This is a genomic window from Streptococcus sp. 10F2 (assembly GCF_054331515.2).
The window spans coordinates 1-25,779 of the sequence record NZ_JBTGGE020000002.1 but is presented as its reverse complement, the minus strand read 5'-3'; the positions used below and the strand labels follow the sequence as shown (position 1 = coordinate 25,779).

Genomic DNA, 25,779 nt, shown 5'->3' with positions numbered 1-25,779 from the left:
ATGGAGGAACAGAAAAAGAGAGGATTGTATGCAGGATAAAATTGTTATTCATGGCGCACGCGCCCATAATTTAAAAAATATCGATGTGACCATTCCCCGAGACAAGCTAGTCGTCATCACGGGTTTATCTGGTTCAGGGAAGTCTAGTTTGGCTTTTGATACCCTTTATGCGGAAGGGCAACGTCGCTATGTCGAATCTCTATCCGCCTATGCCCGTCAATTTTTGGGTAATATGGATAAACCAGATGTTGATTCCATCGATGGTCTTAGCCCGGCGATTTCCATTGACCAAAAGACAACCAGTAAGAATCCCCGTTCGACTGTAGGAACTATTACAGAAATTAATGACTACCTCCGCCTGCTGTATGCCCGTGTCGGGACACCCTACTGTATCAATGGCCACGGAGCCATTGAGGCTTCTTCAGTAGAGCAGATTGTAGACCAGGTCTTGGAATTACCCGAAGGTCAACGACTTCAGGTACTATCTCCTGTCCTTCGTAAGAAGAAAGGGCAACACAAGAATCTCCTGGCTAAAATTCAAAAGGATGGTTATGTCCGGGTTCGTGTAGATGGAGAAATTTACGACATCACAGAAGTACCTGAGCTTTCTAAGAGTAAGAAGCACGACATTGAAATCGTTGTGGATCGGATTGTCCTTCGCGAGGGTATCCGTTCTCGACTTTTTGATTCTGTTGAGGCTGCCTTACGCCTATCGGAAGGTTACTTGATGATTGATACCATGGATGGCCAGGAGCTGCTCTTTTCCGAGCATTATGCCTGTGCCGTTTGCGGTTTCACCGTACCAGAATTGGAACCTCGATTGTTCTCATTTAATGCTCCCTTTGGCTCTTGTTCAGTCTGTGATGGACTTGGGATGAAGCTTGAAGTTGATTTAGATGTTGTTGTTCCAGATTCTGGAAAAACCTTAAGAGAAGGTGCCCTGGCCCCTTGGAATCCCATTTCGTCTAATTACTATCCTCAAATGTTGGAGCAGGCCATGGCTGCCTTTGGAATTGATATGGATACTCCGTTTGAAGACTTGGCCCAAGAAGATAAGGACTTGATTTTCTTTGGTTCTGGGGGACGGGAATTTGCCTTTCACTATGAAAATGAATTTGGTGGTGTACGAGATATTGAGATTCCTTTTGAAGGGGTGGCAAACAATATTAGTCGCCGTTATCGGGAAACCAGCAGTGACTACACTCGGAATGTTATGCGGACATATATGAATGAGCTGACTTGTGGAACTTGTAAGGGATATCGCTTGAATCCACCAGCACTTTCTGTTCGTGTAGGTGGAGAAGATGGTCTTCATATTGGACAGGTATCAGACCTATCTGTTGCAGATCACCTGGCCTATGTAGAAGGGCTAACATTGACGGAGACGGAATCAACGATTGCGAAACCTATTGTTAAGGAAATCCATGATCGTCTTTCTTTCTTGAACAATGTCGGCTTGAATTACCTAACCCTCTCTCGAACCGCAGGAACTCTTTCAGGAGGGGAAAGTCAGCGAATTCGTTTAGCGACACAGATTGGTTCGAATTTGAGTGGGGTACTTTATATCTTGGATGAACCGTCTATTGGTTTGCATCAGCGTGATAATGACCGCCTGATTGAGAGTCTTCAAAAAATGCGTGATTTAGGCAATACCTTGATTGTCGTGGAGCATGATGAAGATACCATGAGGGCAGCGGATTGGTTGATTGATATTGGTCCTGGAGCAGGAGTTTTTGGTGGTCAGGTTGTGGCCTCTGGGACCCCTGATCAAGTGGCCAAGGATAAGAATTCCTTGACCGGGCAGTATTTGTCTGGTAAACGCTCCATTCCAGTTCCAACAGAGCGGCGAGCTGGTAATGGTAAAACAATCGACATTACAGGAGCTAGTGAGAATAATTTGAAGGATGTGTCTGCATCGTTTCCACTTGGGAAATTTGTGGCTGTAACAGGTGTTTCAGGTTCTGGGAAGTCCACATTGGTGAATGCCATTCTTAAAAAAGCCATGGCTCAGGAGCTTAATCGTAATTCGGAGAAGCCTGGTCGTTTTAAAACGATTACGGGAATCGATCAGGTTGAGCGGTTGATTGATATTGACCAGAGTCCTATAGGACGGACCCCTCGTTCCAATCCAGCGACCTATACAGGTGTCTTTGACGATATTCGAGATCTTTTTGCTCAAACCAATGAAGCTAAAATCCGAGGTTACAAGAAAGGTCGTTTTAGTTTTAACGTCAAGGGTGGACGTTGTGAGGCTTGTTCAGGTGATGGAATCATCAAGATTGAAATGCACTTTCTACCGGATGTCTATGTTCCTTGTGAAATTTGTCATGGGACACGTTATAACAGCGAAACCCTCGAGGTTCACTATAAAGAAAAAAATATCGCAGAAATTTTGGATATGACTGTTAATGATGCTGTTGAATTTTTCCAACATATTCCAAAAATTCAGCGGAAGCTTCAGACCATTAAGGATGTTGGCTTGGGCTATGTGACTTTGGGACAACCGGCTACAACTTTATCTGGAGGAGAAGCACAGCGGATGAAATTAGCTTCAGAGCTACATAAACGTTCTAATGGGAAGTCTTTTTATATTTTGGATGAGCCAACAACAGGTCTTCATACAGAAGATATTGCGCGTCTGTTAAAAGTCTTGGACCGTTTTGTCGAAGAAGGCAATACAGTTCTTGTGATTGAGCATAATTTGGATGTTATCAAAACAGCCGATCATATTATTGATTTGGGACCAGAAGGTGGAGTTGGAGGCGGTCAGATTATTGCTGTTGGAACTCCAGAAGAAGTAGCTGCAAACCCTGCTAGCCATACAGGGCGTTACCTACAAGCAAAATTAGAGGAGATTTAGGTTTATGAAACGATTGGAACAATTACAGGCAGTATTAGTGGCGCGTGATTTGGATGGTTTTTTGGTGAATAACCTGACCAATATCTATTACCTAACGGGTTTTTCGGGTTCTAATGCAACTATTTTTGTAGAGCCAGATGCCGTAACTTTTTTCACGGATTCCCGTTATACTTTAGCGGCCAAAGATATTCTTCATCCAGCGATTCGTTTTATAGAGACTCGCTTAGAATTGGCAGAGGTGGAGAAACTTGTTAGGGATCGAGGATTGAAGCGGATTGGTTTTGAGCCAACCGTCCCCTACCATTACTACCAGGAATTGGCCAATCGCTTGTCAGCTCAAGAGCTTGTGGCAGAAGCTAATCTAGTGGAGGACTTGAGGATTATTAAGGATGAGTCTGAGATTGCGGTGATTCAGGAAGCCTGTAAGATATCCGATCAGGCCTTTATGGATGCTCTTGAATTTATTAAGCTTGGGAAAACAGAGCTGGAAATTGCCAACTTCCTAGATTTCCGTATGCGGGAATTAGGAGCTAGTGGCTTGTCTTTTGATTCCATTGTAGCTTCTGGCCCCAATTCAGCCATGCCTCATGCTCATCCAGGTCAGCGTCAGCTCCAGTCCGGAGATAGTTTGACCTTAGATTTTGGCTGTGTCTTTAATCACTATGTATCGGACATGACTCGGACCATTTATTTAGACCATGTGAACGATGAGCAGGCTGCCTTGCATCAATTGGTTTTGGAGGCTAATCAGGCAGTTATCGATCAGGCACAAGCGGGTATGTTGTTGACAGACTTTGACCAAGCTGCCCGGTCTTTAATTGACCAAGCGGGCTATGGTCCAGCCTTTAGCCATTCGATTGGTCATGGGATGGGGCTTGAAGTCCATGAAGAGCCTTTCTTCCGGGCTGGCTCAGAAGAAAGGCTTCAATCTGGAATGGTCGTGACCGATGAACCTGGTATTTACTTAGATGGTAAATATGGCCTGCGGATTGAAGATGATCTATGGATTAAAGAAGGAGGCTGCCAGGTTTTAACTAAGGCACCTAAGGAGCTGATCATCATTTGAGGTTTACCTTAAATTGTGATAGAATGAAGAGAAAAATTTATATTTGAAGAGGTATTCAAGCATGATTGATGCAAGTAAACTAAGAGCTGGAATGACTTTCGTAGCGTCAGATGGAAAATTGCTTCGCGTATTGGAAGCCAGCCACCACAAACCTGGTAAGGGAAATACCGTTATGCGTATGAAATTGCGCGATGTTCGGAATGGTTCTACGTTTGATACGACTTATCGTCCTGATGAGAAATTTGAACAAGCTATTATCGAGAGTCGGACTGCGACCTACCTATACCAAATGGATGATACAGCTTACTTTATGGATACAGAGAGCTTTGAGCAATATGAAATTCCAACAGTAGCGGTACAAGATGAACTTCGTTTCATTTTGGAAAACTCTGAAGTGAAAATCCAATTCTATGGTACTGAGGTGATTGGGGTCACTGTTCCAACAACGGTTGAATTGACTGTTACAGATACGCAACCATCTATCAAGGGTGCGACTGTAACTGGTTCTGGAAAACCAGCGACACTTGAAACTGGTTTGGTTGTTAACGTTCCAGACTTTATCGAAATTGGTCAAAAATTGATTATTAATACTCAAGAAGGTACTTACGTATCCCGTGCCTAGAAAGGACCAGCTATGACGCAACAATCAGGTGACATTATTATTGCCCCTCGGGTCTTAGAGAAAATCATCGCGATTGCGACTGCTAAAGTGGATGGGGTTCATTCCTTTGCAAATAAAAACATGTCAGATAGCTTGATTAAAAATAATTCAAGCCGTGGTGTGTATATCGAAGATATGCAGGCAGATGAGAAGGTTGTGGATATCTATCTTTACTTGGAATATGGAGTTTCTGTTCCTAACTTGGCAATGGAAATCCAAAAAACGGTTAAAACAGCTGTTCGTAATTATCTAGAAATGGAATTGGCAGCGGTCAACCTTCATGTTGCCGGAATTGTTCCAGAGAAAACGCCAAAACCAGACTTGAAAGACCTGTTCAACGAGGACTTTCTAAATGGCTAAAGTGCAACAGGAAACTCGTCGTGATTTACGTGAACGGGCTTTTCAGACCCTCATGGGATTAGAGTTCCAAGAGGATTCGTTGGGCCTTGTCGCTTTTGCTTATAACTATGATAAGGAAGCTGTTGAAGAGGAACGAGAAGTTCCGGTCTTTCTTCTAAACCTTGTCCAAGGTGTCCAAAACCACCGGGAAGACTTAGATCAGAAAATTGCTGCTAAGTTGAAATCAGGGTGGACTTTGGACCGCCTAACGTTGATTGAGAAGAATATTCTTCGTTTGGGTCTTTTTGAAATACTTTATTTTGAAGAAACTCCAGCCGTCGTTGCGGTCAACGAAGCGGTGGAGTTAGCAAAGACCTTCTCAGAACCAAAATCAGCGCGCTTTGTAAATGGGGTCTTATCGGCCTATGTTGAAGAAGCGGAAGCATCGAATTAAAGATACAGTGCTAGAGTGACTCTCTAGCACTTTTTAGATAGCTTGGCTAGGCAGCTGATCTTTTTAACTGATAATATTTATAGTCGATACTTTTAAAAAATGACCATTCAGGACGATTGGATGACATTTTAGGACTTTTTGGTTTAAAAAGCAGAAAGCAATGCTATACTCAAAAGCAGATTGGAGGTAAAAGATGAAAACACATTCACTTTCTTTATCTGAGTTGCAAAACCTACTTGCAGGGACAGCTGGCACCTGTGAATTTGTGATGGCAGGTGCTAATGGCTATTCTTGCCGCTATCCCAATGGACAGTGGGGCTATATTGTAACCAAGTCACCCTTTGAAGCAACCAAAGATACGGTCGTAAATGGTTGGGTATCATCGATAGCTGGTGGATATTGGTCAGGAGGTAGATCTTAAATGAAGGAAGAAGAATTGTTGGAGCACTATTACAATCTATTATTGAGTCCAAACTTGCGGGAGGATGAGCGGAAAATCCTACTCGCTTACAAGCAAGACTTAATCGCTTCCAATACACACTGGAAACATCGTTTTCTAACAATGGTTGAGGATATACGCCTTTTATCTCTTCAGAAGATTGGGGAGGAGGGCTTAAGTCCGGATTTAGCTGATTTCTATAAGCAAGTCGCTTTCATAGGTCGGGTTGAAGAAGAGAAGGCAAGAGGACTGGCCTCCTTGGGCAACTTTTTTTAATAAGCTTTCGTGAAAGTCGGGAATAGATCCCGACTTTTTTGGTGGCAACAACTAGTGTTAAAGGATTTAGGCTCAGTTATACAAGCAAATATACTATGTTGTGCTTTTTCAAAATTTTACCATTCAGGACGTTTGAATGACAGTTTAGGATTTTTTGATTTGAAAACCTTAGATAGGTGGTAAAATGAAGCTAGCACAAACTCGTAGAGACTAGTAAATCATTTTTTCTAGACACTCCGAAAATAGTTGGAGGGGGCATTCAAAGCCCCCTATCTTTTAAGTTTGAAAAATGGAGTTATACTATGGCTTTATACTTTTTATTATTGTTTTTAGTGATAGAAATAGTTGTTTACTGGAAATACCGTAACCTTTTTAAAAAGGTGTCTTTTGTGGATGTTTTTCCCCTTCTTTGGAGTCTTGCCCAATTTTTGGACGGCTTTCGTCTAGGTTATCTGATCTTGGTTTTGATTTGGCTGGGCTTTATATTGGCAGAAATTAAGTGGGGGAAGAGGACAGATCCTAGTTGAAATAGCCTAAGTAGTTCTACTGGTGGTTTATCATTCGAGCGGATTCGTTAGAACTCAAAAAGACCATCTAGATACCTAGCTCGGGATGGTCTTTTTGAGAATATGTTGTAATCTGCATTTAGAGATAGAGATTGACTTTTAATCCACACGTTCGAAGATTTCAAAGACCATCATCGCATCATCTTTGAAATCTAAGCCTGCTTCTTGGAAATAGGGCTTAAAGAAAGCGTCATGAACCTCTCTCCAATAGGCATAACTCAGATCTCCCTCTCCTTCCATACGAGCTTGGTCGGGCGTGATTTCCTTGTAGGGAATCAGGAGGATCTCCTTTGTTTGGGTGATGCACACGGGATCTTGGGAACCATCAAGGATGATATTATATTCCCCGACTTGAGGCAAGGGTTCGTCCTTTTCATAGAGCTCAAAGGCGGATGTAGTGGCTGTCTTTTTTCCGATTTTGACTAAGTCGGCTAATTCATTGGCCAGCTCAGGCGTATCCCCGAAACTCCAAGCTTGGTATGGAGTTTGAAGAGGGAGATTCTTTTTGGAGCAGAAATTCTGCCAATATGTCTGTATTTCTTTTTTCATTTTTCTAAAAAAAATCGGGGCTGAACTTTTAATAAAGGTAAAACAACTAAAAGACTAAAGAGCAAGGTCAGAGCCCCTGCGGTCCCGTTAACGCTCAGTGAGTAGAGGAAAGGTGACATTCCTTCTGGAGCATAGTCAGACCAAAAGAGGATTCCCGCCCAGAAATGGAAGAAGTAACGTACTAAGATGGCAGTTGTAGCAGCCAAGGCAGCAAGACTAAAAGCTTTAGTGATTTCCTTTTGCGCCAAAGCTTGTTTCAGGGGAGTTGCATAGAGCCCCGCCAATCCCATAGTTAGAAAGGCTAGGATATATTCAATGATAACTTGAGGAAGGCTCAGATAGTAGACTTTGGAGAGTAGAAAATGAAGCAGTCCCCAACAAAGTCCTGCTAAAAGCCCTGCTTTTAAACCTCTACGAAGGGAAACTAAAATAAGAGGAACCGCTCCAAAAGAAGGAGTGAACCAGGAAGCGAAGTCAGGAATAAGGGATAGGGTCATGGCCAAAGCTGCAAAGATGGCAGCCTCGGTTAGAACAAGCATTTTTTTGGACATAGAAAAACTCCTTTCAGCAACAGCCAAGGAGTGGTAAGGTCATGGATAAGCAATATCAGTGAAATTGCAACATTTCCCTGCGTCAGTGTTAACTGCATCAGGTTCCATGGGTATAATCTCAGCCTCAGCACCCCAAATGTTTCGTTTCATCTAGTCTAGCATAGTAAGCGCTTTAATACAAGGGATATGAATGCTAGGTAGATAAAAAGAGGCTGATTAAAAAGTTTTGAAATAGAAAACAGCTTAGAATGACGTTATTAGAAACGTTGATTCTAAGCTGTTTTATCTATTCAAACTTCAAGGGAAGCTAGAAATTGTTCGTTTTTTTCCAGCCTCTTTTCTTCCTAGTTTCGTGGACTTGCCAAGAGACTTACCGGAAGAATGTAGCCGGTGTGCTCCATCGTTTGTCCTTTGATTCGTTTTAAGAGGATTTCGACCATCAGTTCAGCCATTTCAGCAATGGGTTGCTTGATAGTCGTTAGGTGTGGGTGGTAGTGCTCTACATAGTGGGTCCCGTCATAACCAATGACTTCTAAATCAAGATTCATGCTTTTAGCGATATTTTGCACTTGAATCGCAGTGAGGTCGTCTGAGGCAAAGATGCCATCAGGACGATGGTCTCGGAGGATTTGTCGAATCTCCATTTCCTTACGCTGGGTACTGTAGTGAGAGGGTAGATTGACAATAGGGGCCTGTGGGAGTACGCTGGCAAAGCCTGCATGCCGAAGACTTGTGGGAGAATTAGAATTATCATTGCCTGTCAACATCAGAATGTTACGCGCCCCAGTTTTGACGAGATAGTTGGCGGCGATTTCTCCGCCACTATAGTTATCGGAGGCGACTACTGGGATATCTGGAGAAAGATTGCGATCGAAGGCAACAATTGGAGCGCTAACCCGATTGTAGTCGTCGATTCCCAGATTGTGACTGGATGAGATAATACCATCTACCTGATTGGCTTCTAACATTTCCAAATATTCTCGCTCTTTTTCAGGCTCTCCTTGACTATTACAAATAATGGTTTTATAACCGTGCTTAAAGAGTTCTGCTTCTAGGGCATCGATGAGCTCAGCATAGAATACATGGCCTAGTTTGGGGAAAATCAAGCCAACTAATTTGGCAGATTTTCCTTGTAGACTGCGGGCCATGTTGTTGGGCTTGTAGCCGAGTTCCCGCATACTCTTCGTTACCTTATCGATTGTTTTTTGAGACAGGTAGCCTTTGCGGTTGATAACACGAGAGACAGTAGTAGGGCTAACGCCGGCATGTTCGGCGACATCTGTTAATTTAACGGCCATTCGCTGAGAGTGGATAGTAGTGCCCAGTTACTTGTCCATTTGTTAGATAGCAGCCTGTTTGATCTTGACTTGGGAAAGCTCGACCAGATAGGACAAATTCTCCGTCATTGATAAAGATTTCAAAGGTTGATTGGTCGATAAAGATTTGAAGTTTTGTCTCGCCTGCTGGGAGTTCCAAATCTCGACTTTCGCAATGTTCTAAATCGAAGCGATGTGCCAAACCGGAGCGGTCGACAGTCAGACGACCAGCTTCACGGTTGATCTGGATGTTAAGTCCTTTTTTGTCTGCATTTGCAAAGAGTACGAGGTTAGCATCTTGTCCGGCGGGAACACTGAGTGTTAATTCATAGCTGTTGTCAGTTTCTACACGATCCGCCCATGCTTCTGGTGCTTGACGGAGATTCTTCATGGCTTCAACTGGTTCTTGGTAGAGTTTACCGTCTTTGATGCTTAATTTTTTAACGAGCGACATGCAGCCTTGATGTTCAAAGGCATCTGATGGGTAGCCAACATCTGGCAATCCCATCCAGGAGATGGCATAGGCAGTTCCATCTGGAGCATTGAATCCTTGAGTAGCATAGGTTTCAAATCCATAGTCCAACTGCATAAGTGGTCCAACCTCAACCATTGTGGCTGTTGTAGTGTCAAACGATTGACCTATTTTATAGAGGTTTGGATAGATATTTTGGTAGTCAAAGACATTCTTGTCCAAACCTTGTGGACAGTAGAGAAGCACTGGTTGTTGGTTGATAAAGACCAGGTTGGGACATTCCATCATGTAAGCGGTACGATCGTTGGCAAAATCCAAGTTGCCAATGGCTTGCCAGTTGCGGATATCCTTATTCTCAGCCTTGTAGAGACGGACAAACCCTTTTTTATCTAGGTCTTGCCCGCCAACGATAGCATAGTAGTCTCCTTCAAATTGGAAGATTTGTGGGTCACGGAAGTGATCAGTTGCATCTTCGGGTTGGTCAATCAGGACTTGCTCCATTTTTTCCAAAGTTCCGTCTTTATGGACGAGCGCGCCAATTTGGTAAGGATGTCGAATCCACTGCTCATCGCGGACATTTCCAGTATAAAAAAGGAATAGTTTGTCTTCAACTTGTAGGGCGGAACCAGAGTAAGCACCATGGCTGTCAAGAGGAGTGTCTGGGAGGACTTTTAAGCCAGTTTCTTTAAAGTTGACCAAGTCATCACTTTCAAGTTGGACCCATTGTTTGAGCCCGTGGGCTGCACCAAAGGGGAAGTTTTGATAAAAAAGAATCCACTTGCCGTCAAAATAGGAAAATCCATTTGGATCGTTGAGGAGCCCAGTAGCTGGTTCAACATGGTAGTGGTTATGCCAAGGGGATTGGGCGTTGAGATCTTGGAGTTTTTGGTATTCCTTTGCTGTCCAATCTTCGTAGCGTTTATAACGGTTTTCTGTAGTCCATTTCATAAAAGGGCCTCCATAGTTTTTTGCTATTTTATAGTAAATGTTTTCCTAAGAAAAATCAAGGGTTTACGTCAGTAAAAATATTTTTTCTGCAAAACGATTGACATATTTTTCAGATGTGGTACAATAACAATTGTCAGAACGGTGTAAACCGTTTTCAAAAAAATATAACAAGGAGTTGTCACATGGATAACAAGCAGATTGCCCAGTCCGTAATCGAAGCGCTTGGTGGACAGGAGAACGTGAATAGCGTTGCTCACTGTGCGACCCGCTTACGGGTAATGGTCAAGGATGAGTCCAAAATCGACAAGGATAGAGTTGAGAATTTGGACAAGGTTCAAGGAGCCTTCTTTAACTCTGGTCAATACCAAATCATTTTTGGTACTGGTACCGTTAATAAAATTTATGATGAAGTTGTAGCATTGGGACTTCCAACCAGCTCAACTGGTGAGCAGAAAGCTGAAGCTGCTAAGCAAGGAAATTGGTTCCAGCGTTCTATCCGTACTTTCGGAGATGTATTCGTACCAATCCTACCAGCAATCGTTGCGACAGGTCTCTTTATGGGGATTCGTGGAGCTATCAATAATGATGCTGTTCTAAGTCTATTCGGAACAACTTCAGAAGCTTTTTCAAGTACTGATTTCTATTTGTGGACACAGGTTCTAACAGATACAGCCTTTATCTTCTTCCCAGCCTTGATTGCATGGTCAGCTTTCCGTGTATTCGGTGGTAACCCAGTTATCGGGATTGTTTTAGGGTTGATGATGGTTAGCCCTGCTCTTCCAAATGCATGGGCAGTTGCTTCAGGTGATGCAGAACCATTGATGTTCTTTGGTTTCATTCCGGTAGTTGGTTACCAAAACTCTGTTCTTCCAGCTTTCTTTGTTGGTTTGCTTGGAGCGAAATTAGAGAAATGGTTGCATAAGAAAGTTCCAGATGTCTTGGATCTCTTGTTGGTTCCATTTATCACTTTCTTGGTGATGTCTGTTCTTGGTCTCTTTGTTATTGGACCGGTCTTCCACTCTGTTGAAAACATTGTTCTTGCAGCAACAACAGCAATCCTTGCCTTACCATTTGGTTTGGCTGGACTGATCCTTGGTGGAGTTCACCAATTGATCGTGGTAACAGGTGTTCACCACATCTTCAACTTGTTGGAAGCTCAATTGATTGCAAACACTGGTCGTGATCCGTTTAATGCTATCATTACGGCTGCCATGACTGCTCAAATGGGGGCAACTCTTGCGGTTGGTGTTAAAACAAAAGATAAAAAATTGAAAGCTCTTGCTTTCCCAGCAGCTCTTTCTGCTAGCTTGGGAATTACAGAGCCAGCAATCTTCGGGGTTAACCTTCGTTATGGAAAACCATTTGTAATGGGATTGATTGCCGGTGCTGCTGGTGGTTGGTTGGCTTCTATCATGAATCTTGCTGGTACAGGATTTGGAGTAACCATTATTCCAGGAACTCTTCTTTACCTCAATGGTCAATTGCTTCAATACGTCATCATGGTTCTTTTAACCACTGGTCTTGGATTCGGTTTGACTTATGCTTTTGGTTATCAGGAGAAAGAAGAAGAGGTTGAAGAAGTTGAAGCGGCTGTTGAAGCAGCGCAAATGGTTGGTTTGCAAGATGAAGCTGTAGCAACTCCTGTTGAAGGAGAAACGGTTGCTCTTGAAATGGTTAATGATCCAGTATTCTCTAGCGGTGCAATGGGAAGCGGGATTGCGATCAAGCCTAGCCAAGGTGTGGTTTATGCACCTGCAGATGCGACTGTTACTGTTGCTTTTGAAACAGGACACGCTTATGGTTTGAAAACAGACAAGGGTGCTGAACTCTTGATCCATGTTGGTATCGATACTGTATCGATGGCAGGTAAAGGATTTGAACAAAAAGTTCAGTCTGGTGCCAAAGTAAAAGCAGGGGATGTTTTGGGTACTTTTGACTCAGCTGCCATTGCTGAAGCAGGTCTTGAAGATACAACTATGTTTATCGTAACCAATACTGCTGAATACGGACAAGTTGCGCCAGTAGAAGCTGGACAAGCTGTCCAAAAAGGTTCAGAAGTTCTTAGCCTTTCTGCTAAATAAGTGATAAAATAAAAGGGCCGAGACTCCAAGTCTCGGCCTTAACTATGTAATGATTAAAATCCATAAAATAAAAAATGAGGAGGGTTTCTATGTCTGAAAAATTATATGCTAGTTTGGAAGCTGGCGGAACGAAATTTGTTTGTGCTGTCGGTGATAGCAATTTTGAGGTTGTTGAGAAAATTCAATTCCCAACGACTACGCCCGAGGAAACTATTGGTCAAGCCATTGATTTTTTCTCAAAGTTTGATTTAGCTGGTTTGGCGATTGGTTCTTTTGGTCCACTGGATATTGCTCATAGCTCTGAAACCTATGGTTATATTACCACAACCCCTAAACCTCACTGGGCTAATGTTGATTTAGTTGGTCCCTTCAAGGAAGCTTTGGGAATTCCCGTCTATGTGACCACAGATGTTAATTCCTCTGCCTTTGGAGAAATTGTTGCTCGTAACCACAAAGTCAATCATTTAGTGTACTATACCATTGGTACGGGTATTGGAGCTGGTGTTATCCAAGATGGGATGTTTATTGGAGGTCAAGGACATCCAGAAATGGGACATGTTCCTGTTGCCTTGCATGAGTTAGACCGGGAGTCTGGTTTTGAAGGAGTTTGTCCGTTCCATGGTACTTGCTTGGAAGGAATGGCAGCAGGTCCAAGTCTTGAGGCGCGTGCAGGAATTCGAGGAGAACACATTGCCTTGGACTCACCAGTTTGGGATATTCAAGCATCTTATATTGCTCAAGCAGCGGTTCAAGCAACTCTGACTTTCCGTCCACAAGTCATTGTTTTTGGGGGTGGTGTCATGGCCCAAGATCATATGCTAAAACGGGTTCATCGGGAGTTTGAGAAGCTGTTAAATGGTTATCTTCCAGTTCCAGATTTGAAGGATTATATTGTGACACCAGCAGTGCCGGAAAATGGTTCTGCAACCTTGGGGAATTTTGTCTTGGCCAAGGAAGTAAGTGAGTCCTAAGATGATACCGGAGATTATTCGAGATAAAGGATTTCTTAGCCAGCCATCGTCTCCTGTCAGTCCTTTGGATTTAGGACTAGCTGATCAATTACGCTTAGCTTTGGCTGCTAATCGCGAGCGCTGTGTGGGCTTGGCAGCCAATATGATTGGTCATACCAAGCAAGCCATGATTATTAGTCTAGCTCCAGGCTTGGATCTCGTTCTCTTTAACCCGAAGATTCTTAGCCAATCGAATCCTTACGAGACCGAAGAAGGGTGTTTGTCGTTGGACGGAGTTCGTCCAACGACACGCTTTCGGAAGATCCGAATTTCCTACTTGGACCAACATTTTCAACCACAGGAAATGGATTTAGTAGATCTTCCTGCTCAAATTTTTCAACATGAATTTGACCATTTCCAGGGGATTTTGATTTAATACCGATGTTGCTTTTCAGAAAAATTGAAGGACACTCCAAATGTTGAAACGAGTTTGTTACATTTGGGGTGTTTTTTAGTGAGTCAGAATTATCGGTTACTGTCTCAAGAAACGAATAGGCAAAACAAACATTAGGAATAAAATTCCTAGAGTCTATGGATATGGTAGGATTTATTTTTTTAGATAAAGCTAATGGGGCTGGGTAAAGATTCTAGCCTTCTCTGTTGATACAGTAAAAAAGGTTAATGCAGTGCTTGATGGGCAAGTCTATTTGTATTGTAAACTCCAAATCACCTGTGCGGGGGAAGTGAGTGAAACGGTCGTTTCAGTTTCTAAAAACTGATGATACGGCTAAAATAAATCAAATGTTTGAAAACGCGTGGACACTGGAGTATTCGGACGCTCAAAAGATTGAAATTTATAGCCTGTCAGCGTAAAAATGGTTGATGTTATTCCACAAATAGCAAGGATGTCTTAGTAATGAGGAAGAGAAGTATTGATGAGGCTACATGGGAAAGGTGGGTATGGATATTTTTATGAATCTTAGAAAATAGAGGAGTGAGCTAGTTATCTCTATCTTGACATTTGGCCAAAAGATGATACCATTAAACCAAGTTATAAAACGTTTACAGAGGTGATGAAAATGGCTGAGAAATCCTGGTTTCAAAAACGAATTGGTTCTTTATTTTCAAATAAAGATGCTGAGGATAGAGGGGAAATCATTGTGGCAAGCCCTGTGGCAGGAGAGGTTTTGGCATTAGAAGAGGTGAATGATCCAGTCTTTGCCAGTGGAGCCATGGGAACCGGTTTTGCAGTGAAACCTGTAACTAATGTAGCTTATGCCCCTGTTAGTGGGGAAGTGACGATTGCTTTTGAGACAGGGCATGCCTATGGCTTGCGGACAGCTCAGGGAGTAGAGCTTTTGGTTCATATTGGGATTGATACGGTGTCTTTGGAAGGGCAAGGTTTTGATGCCAAGGTAAAACAGGGGCAAATGGTCGAAGCGGGTGAGGTATTGGCTCAGTTTGATCCAGCTGTTATTGCGGATGCTGGTCTAGAAGCAACAACCATGATTATCGTGACCAATCCTGCGGAGTTTTTACAAATGGAGCGTTTGGCACAAGGGACTACTGAGGTAGGGGAAGGGCTATTTGCTTTGAAGCGACCAGGTGTTCAATAGGAATCTTGTGTAAAGCAGATGGCAGTTGTTATTTGTGCTGGATTAAGGCGTTCTTAGAGATCCTTGCTGTTACTATTAAAGGTTTAAGAGTCTTTTCAAGGCTGAGGGTAGCTAAGGCTTGGGTACAAACTTATAAATAAAAATGTAGACCTTGGTTGCATCAGTATCCAGGGTCTTCTAGCTTTAAAGAAGGAGTGAGAAATGGGACAACCGTTATTTTTACAAGCTGTTATTCAGGAAAAAATTTGGGGTGGCCGAAAACTGGAAGAGGTCTTTGGCTATCCCTTAAAGGATGGGAAGTTTGGGGAGGCTTGGGCTATTTCTGCTCATCCCAATGGGGTTTCCAAGATTTTGAATGGTCCCTTTCAAGGAATGGGCTTAGACCAACTCTATCGAGAGCAGCCTGCTCTTTTTGGAAACCGGTCAGAACCTGTTTTTCCGTTGTTGACCAAGATTTTGGACGCCAATGATTGGCTGAGTGTTCAAGTGCATCCAGATGATGCTTATGGTTTAGAACATGAAGGTGAGTTAGGAAAGACGGAATGTTGGTATGTGCTAGATGCAGAGCCGGGTGCGGAAATTATTTATGGGCATCAGGCTCAAAGTAAGGAAGAACTGGCTCAGATGTTGACTGAAGGTTGTTGGGATGATTTGCTCTTACGACAACCTGTTCAAAAAGGTGATTTCTTTTATGTTCCCAGTGGAACGATGCATGCGATTGGCAAAGGGATTTTGATTTTAGAAACCCAGCAATCAAGTGATACGACCTATCGTGTCTATGATTTTGATCGTCAAGATGAACAGGGACAAACAAGGGAGTTGCATCTCCAGCAATCACTAGATGTACTTAATTTGGGGCCGGTTGCGAATTCCCGTACTGCTGCACTGAAAGTTGGTTCAAATCGTTATGAGCAGTTGGTAGCCAATGATTTCTTTGTGGTTTGGAAATGGGAAATTCGGGAGTTGGCCGAGCTATCTCGTGAAGCGGATTACCTCTTGGTTAGTGTGATTGAAGGGCGTGGAAACATGACGGTAGGGGGGCAAGATTACCCTCTCAAGAAAGGCAATCACTTCCTCCTATTGCAAGATGTTGATTCGTGGTCATTTAGTGGTGAGATGGAGTTGATAGTCAGTCACCCTTAGGAATGGAAAGAGGAGTTGGATGAAAACTCCCTTTTTCATTTTTAGGTTAAATTTTCAAGATGGCCTAGATTATGATATAATGAAGGGCAGTAGAAAAAAATGAACAAGTAAGGAAAACAATGGCAAATTTATTAAAATCCATTATTGAAAACGATCGAGGGGAACTTCGAAAAATTGAACGGATGGCAGATCGTGTTTTCTCTTATGAAGAGGAAATGGCGGCTTTAACAGATGAGGAGCTCAAGGCCAAAACAGAGGAATTTAAGGACCGCTATATGGAAGGGGAGTCCTTAGATGAACTCTTGTACGAAGCTTTTGCTGTGGTACGGGAAGGTGCTAAGCGGGTTTTAGGGTTATTCCCTTATAAAGTACAGGTAATGGGAGGGATTGTTCTCCATCATGGTGACGTTCCGGAAATGCGGACGGGGGAAGGAAAGACCCTGACAGCGACAATGCCTGTTTATTTGAATGCGATTTCTGGTGAAGGGGTACACGTAGTCACTGTCAATGAGTATCTTAGTGAACGGGATGCGACGGAGATGGGGGAACTCTATTCTTGGTTAGGCCTTTCGGTAGGGATTAACTTGGCATCGAAGTCTCCGATGGAGAAACGCCAAGCCTATGCTTGTGATATCACGTACTCAACCAATGCCGAGATTGGTTTTGATTATTTGCGGGATAACATGGTTGCTCGTCCAGAAGATATGGTTCAACGCCCTTTGAATTATGCCTTGGTAGATGAAGTGGATTCTATCTTGATTGACGAAGCCCGGACACCTTTGATTGTATCTGGCCCAACCTCATCAGAGACGAATCAGCTTTACTATTTGGCAGATCGCTATGTTAAAACTTTGGTGGAAGACGATTATATCATTGATGTCCCTTCCAAAACAATTGGTCTTTCTGATTCAGGAATTGATAAGGCAGAAGCCTACTTCAAGTTGGATAATCTCTATGATATTGAACATGTAGCCTTAACCCACTTTATTGACAATGCTTTACGGGCCAATTATATTATGACCTTAGACATTGACTACGTAGTGAGTCCCGAACAGGAAATTTTGATTGTTGACCAATTTACAGGTCGGACAATGGAAGGACGTCGCTTCTCTGATGGTTTGCACCAAGCCATTGAGGCTAAGGAAGCTGTTCCGATTCAGGATGAAAGTAAAACATCGGCTTCAATTACCTATCAGAATTTATTCCGGATGTATAAAAAGCTATCTGGGATGACAGGGACTGGAAAAACCGAGGAAGAGGAATTCCGTGAAATTTATAATATTCGGATTATTCCTATTCCAACGAACCGTCCTGTTCAACGGATTGACCACCCTGATTTGCTTTATCCTAGCTTGGAAGCTAAATTTAAAGCGGTTGTTGAGGAAATTAAACGCCATTACGAAAAACGCCAACCTGTTTTGGTGGGGACAGTATCGGTCGATACTAGTGACTACCTATCTCAAAAATTAGTTGCTGCAGGTATTCCTCACGAAGTTTTGAATGCCAAAAACCACTACAAGGAAGCCCAGATCATCATGAATGCTGGACAACCGGGTGCGGTTACCATCGCGACCAATATGGCGGGACGTGGTACAGATATCAAGCTCGGTGAAGGAGTTCGTGAAAATGGTGGTCTCTGTGTTATTGGAACTGAGCGTCACGAAAGCCGTCGGATTGATAACCAGTTACGCGGTCGTGCCGGTCGTCAGGGAGATCCAGGAGAATCCCAATTCTATCTATCACTTGAAGATGATTTGATGCGTCGTTTTGGTTCAGAACGTATTAAGGCTTTATTGGACCGGATGAATTTATCGGAAGAAGAGTCTGTAATCCGTTCAGGGATGTTGACGCGTCAAGTAGAAGCGGCTCAAAAGCGGGTTGAAGGAAATAACTATGATACCCGTAAGCAAGTCTTGCAATATGATGATGTGATGCGGGAGCAACGAGAAATTATCTACCGTGAACGTTATGATGTGATTTCTGCTGACCGAGATTTAGCGCCTGAAATCCATGCCATGATTCATCGGACAATCAAGCGTCAAGTTGAAAACCATAGTCGCTCGTCTAAGGAAGAACGTCTCGAAGCTCTTTACAATTTTGCACATTATTGTATTGTTCCGGAAGATGAGATTGACAAGGAAGACTTGGAAGGTCTCAGTGATGCGGAAATGATTGATTATTTGTATGAGCTAGCTATGGATGTTTATGATGATCAGGTTTCCAAGTTGCAAAATGAGGAAGCGGTCAAAGAATTCCAGAAAGTCTTGATTCTCCGTGTTGTGGATAACAAGTGGACGGATCATATTGATGCTCTGGATCAATTGCGGAACGCAGTTGGACTTCGGGGCTATGCTCAAAACAATCCAGTTGTTGAGTATCAGGCTGAAGGTTTCCGCATGTTTAATGACATGATTGCTTCTTTGGAGTATGATGTGACACGCCTGATGATGAAGGCACAGATTCACCAACAGGAGCGTCCTCGTGCAGAGCATAAGATTCGGACAACAGCAACGCGTAATATTGCAGCAGAGGGTAAGGAGTTGCCTGGCGATATTGACTTGAGTCAGGTGAAACGCAATGACCTTTGCCCATGTGGTTCAGGAAAACGTTTCAAGAACTGTCATGGCCGTTAGTAAGCATGAAATGTAGAGGAGTGTGGGCAGTCTAGCTCCACTCCTTTTTGTAATAAAAAATTTTAAAGATTATATGTAACCAAGGGGTCGTCATTGTTTGCGGGTTGCTCTCGCTTTTAGGAATCAATTAGTGATCAGAACGATCCTGATGATCCTGATGTTGAAGTGAATTAGGTAAGGATATGATTATTGGATATGGCATAGATGTAGAGGAGATGTCTTCGATTGCGGATGTAATGGAGCGGAAACCTAACTTTGTAGCCAAAATTTTAACGCCAGCAGAGCAAGTTATTTTTGAAGGGCTGGGTCCTAAGCGAAAATTGGAGTATGTCGGTGGACGTTGGTCTGCTAAGGAAGCTTTTGCGAAGGCTTTGGGAACAGGTATTGGTGGAGGACGCTTGAGTTTTCAGGATTTAGAGGTTTTGCATACGGATGATGGAGCTCCCTACTTCTCTAAATCACCCTTTGAGGGAAAGGTTTGGGTTTCTATCAGCCATACTAAAACCCTTGTTCAAGCCAGTGTTATTTTAGAGGAGGTTAGTCATGAAAACAAGTCCCCATCGGCCTACTAAGGCGATTATTTCTCTGGAAGCCATTGCTCATAATATTCAACAAGTGACTAGTCGTCTCCCTGAACAGACATTAAGAATGGCGGTTGTTAAGGCCAATGCTTACGGTCATGGTGCTGTGGCGGTATCTCATTATATTCAAGGAATTGTGGATGCTTTTGGGGTTTCCAACATCGATGAAGCCCTAGAGTTGCGAGAAAGTGGAATCACTAAAGATATATTAGTCTTGGGAGTGACGGCTTATGCAGCTGTATCCTTGGCACAAGAGCATAATATTTGCTTGACTGTAGCGAGTTTGGACTGGGTGAAAGAACTCTTGAACTTGGGGCAGAATCTAGCAGGGTTGCGGGTTCATCTTAAGGTTGATTCTGGTATGGGGCGAATTGGTTTTCGTTCTTTAGACCAAATCCAAGAAGCACAGCAAGCCTTGCGAGCACAGGGAGTTAAAGTTGAAGGGATTTTCACTCATTTTGCGACTGCTGATGAGGTGGATACCAGCTATTTTGTGGAACAAGAACAGCGTTTTGCCAAACTTTTGGAGGAGTTGGAAGATGTACCGCCTGTGGTGCACGCTTCTAATTCAGCAACTAGTATTTGGCATCCCGAGACTGTATTAAATATGGTTCGTTTGGGCAATATTATTTATGGGATGAATCCGAGTGGGCGTGCTTTAGAATTGCCATTTGCTATCAAAGCAGCTTTGTCTTTGGAATCAGAATTGGTTCATGTTAAGAAAATAGCTTCTCTGCAAGGAGTGGGGTATGGGAAAACCTATGTTAGCCAAGAGGAAGAGTATATAGGGACTCTCCCTTTGGGGTATGCGGATGGTTGGACTCGAGATATGCAGGATTTTGAAGTTCTCGTTGATGGCGTATTTTGTCCGATTGTAGGTCGGGTTTCTATGGACCAATTAACCATTCGTTTGCCCAAAGCTTATCCACTTGGAACTAAGGTAACCTTGATAGGAAGCAATGGTCAGGAGAGGATTGATGTGACCCAAGTTGCTGATTACAGGGGAACCATTAACTATGAGGTTGTCTGCTTGCTCAGTGATCGGATTCCTCGTGTTTATCGAAAATAGGTGACTTATGAATTTGCATCAACCCTTAACCGTTTTAGCGGGAGTTGGTCCTAAATCGGCTGAGAAATGGGCTCGTTTAGGGATTGAGACCCTGCAAGACTTGCTTTTGTATTTTCCTTTTCGTTATGAAGACTTTAAAAATAAATCGGTCTTTGATTTGGAAGATGGTGAGAAAGCTGTTTTATCCGGTGTTGTTGTTCGTCCAGCAAGTGTTCAGTACTACGGTTATAAGCGTAATCGAGTTCGGTTCTCCATTCAACAAGACCAAGTTGTTATTGGGGTGAACTTTTTTAATCAACCCTATTTGGTGGATAAGATTCAGATGGGAGCGACTGTTGCGGTTTATGGGAAGTGGGATCAGGCTAAGAATAGTTTGACAGGTATGAAATTTCTCACCCAAATCGATCAAGATTTGCAACCAGTTTATCATGTGGCTCAAGGAATCTCTCAAGCTAGTCTGGTGAAGTTGATTCGTCAGGTAATTGATGAAGGACTTCATCAATTATTAGAGGAAAATGTACCGAAAGTGTTGCGGGAACGGTATCGTCTTTTGGATCGCGTCACTGCGGTAGAGTATATGCATTTTCCACCAGATTTAGCGGCTTACAAACAAGCTCTTCGGCGGATTAAGTTTGAGGAGTTCCTTTATTTTCAATTGCCCTTGCAGTTGCTCAAAAGAGAACAGGGAAAATCTGGAGATGGAGAAAGTTTGCATTATTCACTAGATCTCTTGGCCCAGGCTAAGGCGGGACTGCCTTTTGCGCTCACACAAGCTCAGGAGAAGGTCTTGCAGGATATCTTGGCAGACATGGCCAGTGATCGCCAAATGAGTCGCTTGCTTCAGGGGGATGTGGGAAGTGGTAAGACCATTGTAGCCGCTTTGGCCATGTATGCCGCTTATACCGCAGGTTATCAAGCAGCACTAATGGTGCCAACAGAAATTTTAGCCGAGCAGCACTTGGAGAGTTTGGAGCAACTGTTTCCGGATGTTCCAAAGGTTTTACTGAAGGGGAGTCAGTCGGGAGCTGTTCGGCGGGAAGTTTTGGAACAAATCGCTTCTGGAGAGGCGGCTTTTGTGATTGGAACTCATGCCTTAATCCAGGATGGGGTGAGGTATGATGCTTTGGGGTTGATTATTGTCGACGAGCAACATCGCTTCGGCGTGAAGCAACGGAGAGCTTTGCGGGAAAAAGGAATGCGGCCAGATGTTTTAATGATGACGGCGACGCCCATTCCTCGGACCTTGGCGATTACGGCTTACGGTGATTTAGATGTCTCGGTTATCGACCAGTTGCCGGCTGGTCGAAAACCGATTGTAACTCGTTGGGTCAAGCATGAACAGCAGGAGCAGGTCTATACTTGGTTGAAGAAGGAAGTCCAGCAGAAAGCTGCTCAAGCCTATGTGATTTCGCCCTTGATTGAGGAATCGGAAGCCTTAGATTTAAAAAATGCACAGGATTTGCAGGCTGAGTTACAGTCTTTCTTAGGAGAGGGGATAGAGGTTGGTTTACTTCATGGTCGTATGAAGCCAGCAGAAAAGGAACAGGTCATGGATCGTTTTAAGACAGGTGATTTAGATGTTCTTGTTTCTACAACAGTAATTGAAGTAGGGGTGAATGTTCCGAATGCCTCTATTATGATCATTGTGGATGCTGACCGCTTTGGGCTTAGTCAGCTCCACCAATTACGTGGTCGAGTTGGACGTGGTTCAACCCAATCCTATGCTGTACTGATTGCTAATCCTAAAACAGAGACAGGAAAGTCTCGGATGAAAATTATGACCGAGACAACAGACGGTTTTCGGTTGGCCGAAGAAGACTTGAAAATGCGAGGGTCGGGCGAGATTTTCGGGACTAGACAATCAGGTTTACCCGAGTTTCAAGTAGCAGACATCTTGGAGGATTTCCCTATTTTGGAAGAGGCTCGTAAGGTAGCTCAGGAAATTGTCGAGGAACCGGATTGGCGCAGTAATCCTTTATGGCAAGAAATTGTTTGGAACTTAGAAGAGAAGTCGTTATTAGATTAATACCGAGTGAATTTCAAGATCAGCATATTGGAAGAATTGCAACGAGATGCCGAGGAAAGTTGGTGAAGATCCTTTAACAGGTCTGGATTCTGTTAACTATTATTAAAGAGACTAGACCAAGTTAGGATGCGTAGAAAAATTGTGGGGGCTAGGCGCGTGAGTGTCTAGCCCCCTACAATTTTTGCACAAGAAAAAAGGCCGGATTACCAGCCTAATTCGTTGACACAGTACTTGTGTGAGTCTAGAGCATAGAGTTTACGAACAAACGATAATATTGTTTGCATTTCTCATTTTTAATCTGATTAGAATTAATTGTGTGGGGATTGGAGTCAGACGTCTAGGGAGAGACTCTTGGAACTTGCGATGAGCAAGATGATGTGCCGGATTCTTTCTCTACTCCCTTGGAGTGGCTTTAAAAGCCCGATTGCTTATCCTTCAAGATAAGCTTTGAGGGAATCTCCAGTGAGGCCGGCATTAAGGGCAATGAGGAGTTTAAGTCGAGCCTTGGGAGCGTTTAGTTCTTTGATAAAGTAAATGCCCTTGTTGGCAAGATCTTGTCCGCCTCCGGGATAGGCATAAACAGGTTCGGCAATGCCATTAAAACAACGGGAGACGAGGGCGACAGGGATTCCAGATTGAATGAAGGTTTCTAGTTTTTCTGCAACAAGAGGTGGAATATTTCCGGCTCCAAAGGCTTCGATAATGAGACCGTCTAACTGGGAACTGTCCATCATTGTTAGAAATTCCCCATCCATCCCTGTGTAAACCGGAAGAATTGGAACAAGACCTTGAATGTTATCTAAATCAAACCGCACTCGTTCTTGCGCTTGTTTGAAGTAGAGGATTTCTTTTTTCATAATGAGTCCCAGAGGTCCGTGGGTTGGTGTTTGGAAGGTAGAGACATTGGTAGTATGGGTTTTTGTGACATACTTAGCAGCATGGATTTCATCGTTCATAACAACTAAAACTCCCTTATCACGCGCTTGTTCATCACTTGCTACGCGAATGGCAGCTTGGAAGTTGTAAATCCCATCACTGCCAATTTCATTAGAGGAGCGCATGGCTCCTGTAATGACTACAGGAATGGGTGGTAAGTCCATTGTATCTAGAAAATAGGCGGTCTCTTCCAAGGTATCTGTTCCGTGAGTGATCACGACCCCATCCACCTCTGCTGCGTATGCTTTGATGGTATGGAAGAGTTGGAGCATATGTTTGGGAGTCATTTGCGGACTAGGAAGATTTAGCAAATCCACTGAAAGTAGCTGAACATCGTCCAGTCCCGTTTGGATCTGTACCATCGGATTTTTTTCATTGGTAGAGACGCGTCCTTGGTCATCCGCCTGCATGGAGATAGTCCCTCCTGTGTGAAGGGCCAAGATTCGTTTCATAAATAACCTCATATCTTTTTTCTTTCATTTTATCATACTGAAGGCATGATTATGATAAAATAAAAAGAATCAAATGCGCAGTTAAAGAGGGCTAGAATGGATATAAAAGCAGTATTTTTCGATATCGATGGGACCTTGGTAAATGATAGCCGCCAGGTGTTAAAATCGACAAAAAAGGCGATTGCATCGCTTAAAAAGCAAGGAATCATGGTGGGTTTGGCTACAGGTCGAGGTCCTTTCTTTGTGCAGGAATTTATGGACGAATTGAACTTAGACTTTGCGGTGACCTATAATGGGCAGTATATCTTTAGTCCGAAAGGTGTCTTGTACGCCCAAACGCTATCTAAAAAAGAGGTTGTCGAAGTCTTGGATTATGCCAAGAAGCATGGTAAAGAGATTGCTTTAGGACGTAAGGATGGGATGCTAGGATCGCGGATTATGTCCTTTGGCATGTCTTCGATGACTCAGGAACTCCATCGCTTTATTCCCCGCAAATTATCAGGTTTAGTGAGCCAGTCCTTTAATAAGGTAATTAGCCGTTTTGTTCCCCAAGACTATAAAGAATTGGAAGCTATTGCTCGTGAGCCGATTTACCAAATCCTGATGTTGGCTACCAGCAAGGAGGGGCAGGAAGTTGCGGAGCATTTCCCGCATTTAAAATTTACCCGCTCAAGTCCCTATGCTTCAGATATTATTAGTAAGGGGATGTCTAAGTTAGAGGGGATTCGACTTCTTGGCCAGGAATTTGGCTTTGACTTGGATCAAGTGATGGCCTTTGGAGATTCGGATAATGATTTTGAAATGCTTTCGGGGGTTGGATTATCCATTGCGATGGGGAATGGTTCGAGTCGAATTAAAAAAGTCGCTCAGCACACAACCAGTTCCAATACGGAAGATGGAATCCATGAGGCATTGTCTTACTTTGGATTTTTAGGTAACGAACCGATTTTTGTCAGCCAGGATACCAGTTTCAATAAGGTTAAGCAATTCCACGGTCTCATGGATCAACGAACTCAAGAAGATCCAAAAGCTTGGATTTGCCAAGATGCTAGTCACCGGGCAGCGTTTACGATTGAGGAATTGGTTGAATTTATCCATGCAACAAGCTCTTCTAGTTCAGAGTTTGAAGATAGTATCATGAAGCTCCACAAAGCTCTTGACCAAGCTAAGGATAAAGTTAGGAGTAAAGAAGGAGAACCACAGGTCGATTTGGTAAAGCAGGTGGATGCACTTGTTGATTTATTGTATTTCACTTATGGTCACTTCGTTTTAATGGGAGTGGATCCTGCTCCGATTTTTGACCTTGTCCACCAAGCTAACATGGGCAAAATTTTTCCAGATGGGAAAGCCCACTTTGATCCTCAAACCCATAAAATTTTGAAACCAGAGGATTGGGAAGAAAACTATGCCCCAGAACCGGCTATTCAAAAAGAATTGGAACGCCAACAAAAGGCTTACCATAAACATCATTGCAAAAAAGAAGCCCATTAAGGCCAATGTCATTAAGTTAAGGTTTTACTAGACAAAAGTCTGGTAAGCCTTTTCTTTTTATTTCTAAAAGGAGTAAACTAGCAATAAGGGAGGTTTGAATATGATTCTTAGTGTCATTAAATCTTTAGAAAAATGTGTTCATGATCTTTCATTAAATCTTGAATCCTATGTAAAGGATTCTGGTAAAGACTTTTCTCGTTCCCGTTTACTCACTTTCGATAAAATGATTTGGACATTTCTCCAAATGGGGGGAAAGAGTCTATCAAAAGAACTTCTGGACCTTGGACTTCCAGTTTCAAATTCA

General features: G+C 43.1%; 21 protein-coding genes, 2 pseudogenes and 1 riboswitch. Of the genes and pseudogenes, 18 read left to right on the top strand and 5 right to left on the bottom strand.

Annotated features, from left to right (window positions below):
* Nucleotides 1-28: 28 nt before the first annotated feature.
* From uvrA to ACXM1Q_RS00745, 7 genes are all read left to right on the top strand, one after another.
* Nucleotides 29-2,860: an excinuclease ABC subunit UvrA gene (gene uvrA / locus ACXM1Q_RS00775; protein WP_458515416.1), complete on the top strand. Its 2,832-nt coding sequence runs from the start codon at nucleotides 29-31 to the stop codon at nucleotides 2,858-2,860.
* A 4-nt stretch (nucleotides 2,861-2,864) separates the two neighbouring features.
* Nucleotides 2,865-3,926, top strand: a complete 1,062-nt coding sequence (locus tag ACXM1Q_RS00770) for a M24 family metallopeptidase (RefSeq protein ID WP_458515415.1) — start codon at nucleotides 2,865-2,867, stop codon at nucleotides 3,924-3,926.
* Nucleotides 3,927-3,987: 61 nt separating this feature from the next.
* Nucleotides 3,988-4,548, top strand: coding sequence for an elongation factor P (gene efp, locus ACXM1Q_RS00765; protein WP_135038641.1), 561 nt, complete (start codon nucleotides 3,988-3,990; stop codon nucleotides 4,546-4,548).
* A gap of 12 nt (nucleotides 4,549-4,560) precedes the next feature.
* Nucleotides 4,561-4,947 (top strand): Asp23/Gls24 family envelope stress response protein, encoded by a 387-nt coding sequence (locus ACXM1Q_RS00760; RefSeq protein ID WP_458515414.1) that lies wholly within the window; start codon nucleotides 4,561-4,563, stop codon nucleotides 4,945-4,947.
* A complete protein-coding gene (gene nusB / locus ACXM1Q_RS00755) occupies nucleotides 4,940-5,380 on the top strand; it encodes a transcription antitermination factor NusB (protein ID WP_458515413.1) in 441 nt (146 codons plus the stop codon). Before ACXM1Q_RS00760 ends, nusB begins: the two co-directional genes overlap by 8 nt.
* A 193-nt stretch (nucleotides 5,381-5,573) precedes the next feature.
* Nucleotides 5,574-5,801 carry a garvicin Q family class II bacteriocin gene (locus ACXM1Q_RS00750; RefSeq protein WP_458515412.1) on the top strand — a complete coding sequence of 76 codons (228 nt, stop codon included), beginning with the start codon at nucleotides 5,574-5,576 and terminating at the stop codon, nucleotides 5,799-5,801.
* Complete coding sequence (locus ACXM1Q_RS00745; protein WP_458515411.1) at nucleotides 5,802-6,095, top strand: bacteriocin immunity protein; 294 nt, start codon at nucleotides 5,802-5,804, stop codon at nucleotides 6,093-6,095. It abuts the gene before it with no gap.
* A gap of 665 nt (nucleotides 6,096-6,760) precedes the next feature.
* Here the strand turns inward: ACXM1Q_RS00745 and ACXM1Q_RS00740 are convergent.
* From ACXM1Q_RS00740 to ACXM1Q_RS00725, 4 genes are all read right to left on the bottom strand, one after another.
* On the bottom strand, nucleotides 6,761-7,210 hold the full coding sequence (locus ACXM1Q_RS00740; protein ID WP_458515410.1) for an ASCH domain-containing protein: 450 nt from the start codon (nucleotides 7,208-7,210) through the stop codon (nucleotides 6,761-6,763).
* Nucleotides 7,207-7,761: an energy-coupled thiamine transporter ThiT gene (gene thiT, locus ACXM1Q_RS00735; protein WP_458515409.1), complete on the bottom strand. Its 555-nt coding sequence runs from the start codon at nucleotides 7,759-7,761 to the stop codon at nucleotides 7,207-7,209. Before thiT ends, ACXM1Q_RS00740 begins: the two co-directional genes overlap by 4 nt.
* 57 nt (nucleotides 7,762-7,818) lie before the next feature.
* A riboswitch (TPP riboswitch) is annotated at nucleotides 7,819-7,906 on the bottom strand.
* 199 nt (nucleotides 7,907-8,105) lie between these two features.
* The gene (locus tag ACXM1Q_RS00730; protein ID WP_458515408.1) at nucleotides 8,106-9,059 is read right to left on the bottom strand and encodes a LacI family DNA-binding transcriptional regulator; all 954 of its coding nucleotides are present in this window, start codon (nucleotides 9,057-9,059) and stop codon (nucleotides 8,106-8,108) included.
* Complete coding sequence (locus ACXM1Q_RS00725; protein WP_458515407.1) at nucleotides 9,049-10,497, bottom strand: sucrose-6-phosphate hydrolase; 1,449 nt, start codon at nucleotides 10,495-10,497, stop codon at nucleotides 9,049-9,051. The genes ACXM1Q_RS00730 and ACXM1Q_RS00725 overlap by 11 nt, the downstream gene beginning before the upstream one ends.
* A 182-nt stretch (nucleotides 10,498-10,679) precedes the next feature.
* Between ACXM1Q_RS00725 and ACXM1Q_RS00720 the strand changes: the two genes are divergently transcribed.
* From ACXM1Q_RS00720 to recG, 9 genes and pseudogenes are all read left to right on the top strand, one after another.
* Nucleotides 10,680-12,578, top strand: coding sequence for a sucrose-specific PTS transporter subunit IIBC (locus tag ACXM1Q_RS00720; protein ID WP_458515406.1), 1,899 nt, complete (start codon nucleotides 10,680-10,682; stop codon nucleotides 12,576-12,578).
* An 89-nt stretch (nucleotides 12,579-12,667) separates the two neighbouring features.
* Entirely contained in the window at nucleotides 12,668-13,549 is an 882-nt protein-coding gene (gene scrK / locus ACXM1Q_RS00715) for a fructokinase ScrK (protein WP_458515405.1), read from the top strand.
* 1 nt (nucleotide 13,550) lies between these two features.
* Nucleotides 13,551-13,964 carry a peptide deformylase gene (locus ACXM1Q_RS00710; RefSeq protein WP_458515483.1) on the top strand — a complete coding sequence of 138 codons (414 nt, stop codon included), beginning with the start codon at nucleotides 13,551-13,553 and terminating at the stop codon, nucleotides 13,962-13,964.
* 754 nt (nucleotides 13,965-14,718) lie between these two features.
* A pseudogene (locus ACXM1Q_RS00705) lies at nucleotides 14,719-15,144 on the top strand (PTS sugar transporter subunit IIA); the annotation flags it as partial.
* 201 nt (nucleotides 15,145-15,345) lie between these two features.
* The gene (gene manA / locus ACXM1Q_RS00700) at nucleotides 15,346-16,287 is read left to right on the top strand and encodes a mannose-6-phosphate isomerase, class I (protein WP_458515404.1); all 942 of its coding nucleotides are present in this window, start codon (nucleotides 15,346-15,348) and stop codon (nucleotides 16,285-16,287) included.
* A 119-nt stretch (nucleotides 16,288-16,406) separates the two neighbouring features.
* Nucleotides 16,407-18,920 carry a preprotein translocase subunit SecA gene (secA, locus tag ACXM1Q_RS00695; protein WP_135037951.1) on the top strand — a complete coding sequence of 838 codons (2,514 nt, stop codon included), beginning with the start codon at nucleotides 16,407-16,409 and terminating at the stop codon, nucleotides 18,918-18,920.
* Nucleotides 18,921-19,102: 182 nt separating this feature from the next.
* On the top strand, nucleotides 19,103-19,492 hold the full coding sequence (gene acpS, locus ACXM1Q_RS00690) for a holo-ACP synthase (RefSeq protein WP_458515403.1): 390 nt from the start codon (nucleotides 19,103-19,105) through the stop codon (nucleotides 19,490-19,492).
* Entirely contained in the window at nucleotides 19,464-20,570 is a 1,107-nt protein-coding gene (gene alr / locus ACXM1Q_RS00685) for an alanine racemase (protein WP_458515402.1), read from the top strand. The genes acpS and alr overlap by 29 nt, the downstream gene beginning before the upstream one ends.
* 7 nt (nucleotides 20,571-20,577) lie before the next feature.
* Nucleotides 20,578-22,596, top strand: a complete 2,019-nt coding sequence (gene recG, locus ACXM1Q_RS00680; RefSeq protein WP_458515401.1) for an ATP-dependent DNA helicase RecG — start codon at nucleotides 20,578-20,580, stop codon at nucleotides 22,594-22,596.
* 428 nt (nucleotides 22,597-23,024) lie between these two features.
* Here recG and ACXM1Q_RS00675 read toward each other — a convergent pair whose 3' ends face one another.
* The gene (locus tag ACXM1Q_RS00675; protein ID WP_458515400.1) at nucleotides 23,025-23,984 is read right to left on the bottom strand and encodes an asparaginase; all 960 of its coding nucleotides are present in this window, start codon (nucleotides 23,982-23,984) and stop codon (nucleotides 23,025-23,027) included.
* Between the two features lie 96 nt (nucleotides 23,985-24,080).
* Between ACXM1Q_RS00675 and ACXM1Q_RS00670 the strand changes: the two genes are divergently transcribed.
* Entirely contained in the window at nucleotides 24,081-25,475 is a 1,395-nt protein-coding gene (locus ACXM1Q_RS00670) for a Cof-type HAD-IIB family hydrolase (protein ID WP_458515399.1), read from the top strand.
* 100 nt (nucleotides 25,476-25,575) lie between these two features.
* Nucleotides 25,576-25,779 (top strand): annotated as a pseudogene (locus ACXM1Q_RS00665) (IS4 family transposase); the annotation flags it as partial.